This is a genomic window from Longimicrobium sp., from assembly GCF_036388275.1.
Lineage (GTDB): Bacteria > Gemmatimonadota > Gemmatimonadetes > Longimicrobiales > Longimicrobiaceae > Longimicrobium.
Window position 1 is genome coordinate 1 of record NZ_DASVSF010000111.1, and the last position, 6,525, is coordinate 6,525.

1 protein-coding gene is annotated in these 6,525 nt (G+C 73.5%); it reads right to left on the minus strand.

Annotated features, from left to right (window positions below; all coding sequences use genetic code 11):
• The coding region (locus VF632_RS26340) for an amino acid adenylation domain-containing protein (protein WP_331025939.1) at positions 1–6,525 on the minus strand (6,525 nt) is incomplete at both ends.

Here is a 6,525-nt window from a genome sequence, read left to right on the forward strand (position 1 = left end):
GTCCCGAAGACCACGTCCTCCCGGCCGCTCAGCCGCGCCAGCACCTGCGCCCACGCCAGGTGGCACAGGCTCGCCGCGCTCACCCCCAGCGCCCGCGCCCGGAGGCGCAGCCGCGCGCCCAGGTCGGCCGCCACCGGCAGCACCGCCTCCGCGATCCCATGTCCCTCCCCCCACACGTCCATCAGCCCGTACGGCGCCGTCGGCTCCTCCACGTCGCCCAGCATCCCCCGGAAGAACCGCTCGTGCTCCTCGCGGCTCACCCCCAGGCGCGCCTGCGCCACGTAGTTGCGGAAGGGCAGCGGCGCCGGCAGCTCCGACTCCAGGCCCCGCAGGTGCGCCGAGAGCTCTTCCCGCAGCACCTCCAGCGACTCATGGTCGGTCGCCAGGTGGTGCGTGAGCGTGAGAAGCAGCCACCGGCCACTTGCGCGGTCTTCGGCGATGCACGCCTGCAGCAGCGGCGCCCGCCCCAGGTCCATCCGGTAGTGCCGGGGATCGTAGCGCCGCCACAGCTGCCCGTCTGCCCCGGCCCCCGCATCCAGCTCCACCTCCTCCACCGGCAGCGGCGCGTGCCGCAGGACGACCTGCACCGGCTCGCGCAGCCCTTCCCAGGCCACGGCCGTGCGCAGGATGTCGTGGCGATCGATCACCGCCTGCAGGGCCGCCAGGTACTGCTCCAGGCGCGCGCGGGTGTCGAACTCCGTCACGCTCGACATCAGGTACGGGTCCCCGTCCCGCGACAGCAGGTGGTGGAAGAGGATCCCCTCCTGCAGCGGGGCCAGCGGGTAAACGTCCTGCACGTTCGCGGCTCCGCCCGGCACCCCCGCCACGATCCGGTCGATCTCCCCCTGCGTGAGCTCCACCAGCGGCAGCATCTCCGGCGTGATGGACCCGCACCCCTCCGGGATCCCGTTCGGCGGGACATCCACCTCCGAAGACGCTCCGCCGACGGCCAGGGCCAGCTCGGACAGCACCGGCGTGGTGAACAGCGCCCGCACGTCCATGTACAACCCCACCCGCCGCATCCGCTCGATCAGCTTGATCGCCAGGAGCGAGTGTCCGCCCAGCTCGAAGAAGTGGTCCCACCGCCCCACCCGGTCCACCCCGAGCACCTCTGCCCAGATCTCCGCCAGCGCCGCCTCCACCTCCCCCAGCGGTGCCTCGTAGCTCCGCCGCGCGTACGCATCGTCTTCCGGGGCCGGCAGCGCCTTGCGGTCCAGCTTTCCGTTGGGAGTCAGCGGAAGCGCGTCCAGCGGGACGAACGCCGCAGGGACCATGTACTCCGGGAGTTCGCGGAGCAGGTGCTCGCGCAACACGCTCGCCTCCACGTCGCCTACCACGTACGCCACCAGCCGCGGGTCGCCTGCATCCGCGCGCGCCATGACCACGCAGTCGGCGACTCCCTGGCTCCGGCGCAGCACACCCTCGATTTCGCCCAGCTCGATGCGGAAGCCGCGCACCTTCACCTGGAAGTCGAGCCGGCCCAGGTACTCGATGGCGCCGTCCGCCCGTGAACGCGACTTGTCGCCCGTACGGTACAGGCGCGCGCCCGGATCGGCGGAGAAGGGATCGGGGATGAACCGCTCCGCCGTGAGGCCGGGACGATCCAGGTAGCCGCGCGCCACCTGCACGCCGCCGATGTACAGCTCGCCCGGCACGCCCACCGGGACCGGCTGGAGCGCCGCGTCCAGCACGTACAGCCGCGTGTTCCAGACGGGGCGGCCGATCGGCACCACGCCGGCCGCTTCGTCGCGCGGGCAGGTCCAGCAGCTCACGTCCACGGCCGCCTCGGTCGGCCCGTACAGGTTGGTGAGCACCACCGGGCCGGCGAGGCGGTCGTAGAAGCGCTCCACCAGCGACGGCGGCAGCGCCTCGCCGCTGCAGACGACGTGGCGCAGCGAGCCGCAGCGGCCCGCCTCCACCGTCTCCACGAACGGCTGCAGCATGGAGGGGACGAAGTGCAGCGTCGTCACACCCTCGCGCTCGATCACGTCGCGCAGGTAGGCGGGGTCGCGCTGCCCGTCCGGGCGCGCCATCACCAGCCGCGCCCCCTGCTGCAGCGGCCAGAAGAACTCCCACACCGACACGTCGAAGGAGAACGGCGTCTTCTGCAGCACCACGTCGCCGGCGCCGATGCCGAACTGCGCCTGCATCCACACCAGGCGGTTCACTACGCCGCGGTGCTGGTTCATCACCCCCTTGGGCCGGCCGGTGGAGCCGGAGGTGTAGATGACGTACGCCACGTTCGACGGCGTCACGGCGGGCGCGGGGTTCTCGGCGCTTTCCCGCGCGACCGAATCCCACGCCGCGTCCACGTCCAGCGCCGGCACCCGGGAGGCGGGGAGGATGCCGCGCAACCGCTCCTGGGTGAGCACCACGGCGACGCCGGAATCCTCCAGCATGTACGCCAGCCGCTCCGGCGGATAGCCCGGGTCCAGCGGCACGTACGCGCCGCCCGCCTTGAGCACGGCCAGGATGGAGACCACCATCTCCACGCCGCGCTCCAGGCAAAGGCCCACGCGCACCTCCGGCCCCACGCCGCGGCGAGCCAGGTGGTGCGCCAGCTGGTTGGCGCGCGCGTTCAGCTCCGCGTACGTGAGCGACGCCTCCTCCGCGGTCACGGCGGCCGCGTCCGGCGTGCGCGCGGCCTGCGCCTCGATGAGCTGGTGGATGCACTGGCCGGCGGGAACCTCGGCCGCCGTGCGGTTCCATTCCTCCAGCACCAGCGCGCGCTCCGCATCCCCGAGCAGCTCCAGCCGCGAAAGCCGCACGTCGGCGTCCGCGGCGACCTGCTCCAGCACCCGTCCCAGGTGGCCGAGCATCCGGTCGACCGTGCCGCGCTCGAAGAGGTCCGTGGCGTAGGTCAGTGCGCCACGCAGCCCCTGGGGGGTCGCCGCGAGCGTCAGGGAAAGATCGTACTGGGCGCCCTCGAGCTCCGCACCGGCTCCGCTCACGTTCAGCCCCGGCAGCGCGGCTCCCGCGCCCCCGGCGTCCTGCAGGGTGAACATCACCTGGAAGAGCGGCGAGTGGCTTAAAGACCGCTCCGGCTGCAGCTCGGCCACCAGCTTCTCGAACGGCACCTCCTGGTGCGCGTACGCGCCCAGCGTCGCCTCGCGCACCCGCCGCAGGGTCTCGCGGAAGGTGAGCTCTCCACCGAGGTCGGTACGCAGGACCAGCGTGTTGACGAAGAAGCCGATCAGCTCCTCCACCTCCCGGCGCGTGCGCCCGGCGATCGGGCTTCCCACCACCACGTCCTCGCTGCCGGCGTACTTCGAGAGGAGCACCTGGAAGGCGGACAGCAGCGTCATGTACAGCGTCGCGCCCTCGCTGCGTCCCAGCGCCTGCAGCCGCTCCAGCAGCTCCAGGGGGAGCCGCACCGGAACCGACGCGCCCCGGTACGTCTGCACCGGCGGACGGGGATGGTCCGTGGGCAGCTCCAGCAGCTCCGGCGCGCCCGCCAGGCGCTCCTTCCAGTACGCCAGCTGACGGTCCAGCACCTCGCCCTCCAGCTGCTCGCGCTGCCACATCGCGTAGTCGGCGTACTGCACCGCCGGCTCGGGCAGCGGCGACTCACCGCCCGCGCGGTACGCCGCGTACAGCGCGGAGAGTTCGCGGAAGAACACCCCCATGCTCCACCCGTCGCTGACGATGTGGTGCATCGAAACCAGCAGCCCGTGGTCTTCCTCGCCCAGCCGCAGCAGCACCGCGCGGAAGAGCGGGCCCGCCGCGAGGTCGAACGCGCGCCGCGCCTCCTCGCCGGCGCGCCGCCTGAGCGCCGCCTCGTCCATCCCCGACAGGTCCTCCACCGGCAGGGCGAACCCGCCGAACGGCGCGATCACCTGCACCGGCGAGCCGTCCACCTCGGCGAAGACCGTCCGCAGCGCCTCGTGGCGCCGGACGACCTCGCCGAGCGCCCGCTCCAGCGCCGCCTCGTCCAGGGCTCCGCCCAGGCGCCACGCCGCGGGGATGGTGTAGGTGGTGCTCCCCGGCTCCAGGTGGTCCAGGAACCAGAGCCGCTCCTGCGCAAAGGAGAGCGGCAGCGGCCCGGTGCGCTCGGTGGGCACCACCGGCGGCAGCACCGGCAGCCCAGCGCGGCGCATCTCCTCCACGCGCCCGGCCAACTCCGCCACGGTGGGTCCCTCGAAGAGCGCCCGCAGCGGCAGCTCGATGGCGAACAGCTCCCGGACGCGCGAGACCACGCGAGTGGCGAGCAGCGAATGACCGCCCAGGTCGAAGAAGCTTTCCTCCACCCCCACCCGCTCCCGCCGCAGCACCTCCGCCCAGACCCCCGCCAGCACCTCTTCGGCCGGCGTACGCGGCGCCACGTACCGGTCCTCCGCCGACGCGAGCTCCGGCGCCGGCAGCGCCTTCCGGTCCACCTTGCCGTTGGGCGTCAGCGGCAGGGCCTCCAGGCAGACGTACGCCGCGGGCACCATGTGCTCCGGCAGGCTCTGGCGCAGGTGGGCTCGCAGCGCGTCCGCCTCCACGGCGCCCATCACGTACGCCACCAGCCGCCTGTCCCCCGGCACGTCCTCCCGCGCCAGGACGACGGCCTCGCGCACCTCCGGGTGCTCGGCCAGCCGCACCTCGATCTCGCCCAGCTCGACCCGGAATCCGCGCACCTTGACCTGCGCGTCCAGGCGGCCCAGGTACTCCAGGTTCCCATCCGCCATCCACCGCACACGGTCGCCCGTGCGGTACAGGCGCCCGCCGGGCTCGGCCGCGAACGGGTCGGGGACGAAGCGCTCGGCGGTCGCGGCGGGGCGGTGCAGGTAGCCACGCGCCACCTGCACCCCGCCCACGTACAGCTCGCCCGGGACGCCGACCGCCGCCGGCCGCCCTGCCGCGTCCAGCACGTAGCAGCGGGTGTTGGAGACCGGCTTCCCGATTGGCACCCGCGAGACACCGCCGCCCTCCGGCGCTTTCCAGAACGTCGCGGCGATGGTGGTCTCGGTGGGCCCGTAGCCGTTCAGCAGGCGCACCCGTCCGCCCGCCGCGGCCTGCCACGCGCGCACCCGCTCGGGGAGCGCGGATTCCCCGCCGATCACCATCAGCCGCAGCGAAGCCGCGAGCGCCCCGGGATTCGCATCCAGGTGGGGCGACACGTGGTGCCACACGGCCGTGGGCAGATCCAGGACGCTGACGCCCCACCGGTCGCAGGCCTCCCAGAACGACCCCAGGGTTTCGAGCATCTCCTCGGTGCGCAGCACCAGGGTCGCGCCGGAGAGCAGGGTCGGGAAGACCTCCTCCGCCGCGGCGTCGAAGCTGATGGAGGCGAACTGAAGGACCCGGTCGGCCGGCCGGAGCGCAAACTCCCGGGCGATGTAGGCGGTGTAGCTGACGAGCGCGCGCTGCTCGACCGCGACACCCTTGGGAGTCCCCGTGCTCCCGGACGTGTAGATTACGTATGCCAGCGAGCCCGGCCCCGCTCCGCTCTCGGGGTTCTCCGCGCTTTCCCCCGCGAGCTCCGCCTCCGCGGGCTCCACGCTCACCACGTCCGTCCCTGCCCGCGCCGCGAACGCGCCGCGCAGCCTCTCCTGCGTCAGCAGCACCGCCGCCGCCGAGTCGGCCAGCATGAAGGCCAGCCGGTCGGCCGGGTACGCGGGGTCCAGCGGCACGTAGGCGCCCCCGGCCTTCAGCACCGCCAGCAGCGAGACCACCATCTCCGGGCTCCGCTCCAGGCAGATTCCCACCCGCACCTCCGGGCCCACCCCACGCCGCCGAAGGGAGTGCGCCAGCCGGTTCGCGCGCTCGTTCAGCTCGCGGTACGTGAGCGCCTCCTCCTCGAAGCGCACGGCCACCGCGTCCGGCGTGCGCGCCGCCTGCGCCTCGAACAATTCGTGGATGCAGGCACCCGCAGGGTACTCCACGTCCGTGCGGTTCCACTCCTCCAGCACCAGCGCGCGCTCCGCCTCCGGCAGCACGTCGAGGCTCCCGATCGCCCGGCCGGGAGCAACCTCCAGCGCCTCCACCAGCCGCTCCAGCGCCGTGTGCATCATTCGGCACACCCTCTCCGCTTCCGCCGGGGCCGCCACTTCCGCCGTGAGCGAGAACGCCTCCCCCCGGTCGTCCACGGAGAGCGCCACGGGGTAGTTCGTCCGCTCCTCCGCGCGAATGCCCCGCACGCCCTCTCGCGGCTGCCTCGCCCCGGAGGAACGCCCGGTCCCACCCACATAGCGATAGTTCAGCAGCGAGGTGAACAGCGGCGCGGGTGCCGCCACGCCGCTGCTGCGCTGCGCCAGCGCCAGCGAGGCGTGCTCGTGCCGCAGCAGGTCCGCCAGCAGGGCGTGCGTGCGGCGCACCGCCGCCTCGGCCCCCTCCTCCCCCACCCCGATCCGCACCGGCAGCGTGTTGATCAGCGGGCCCATCACCCGGTCCGCCCCCTCGCCGCCCTGCATCCGGCCGAAGAGCAGCGTCCCGAAGACCACGTCCTCCCGGCCGCTCAGCCGCGCCAGCACCTGCGCCCACGCCAGGTGGCACAGGCTCGCCGCGCTCACCCCCAGCGCCCGCGCCCGGAGGCGCAGCCGC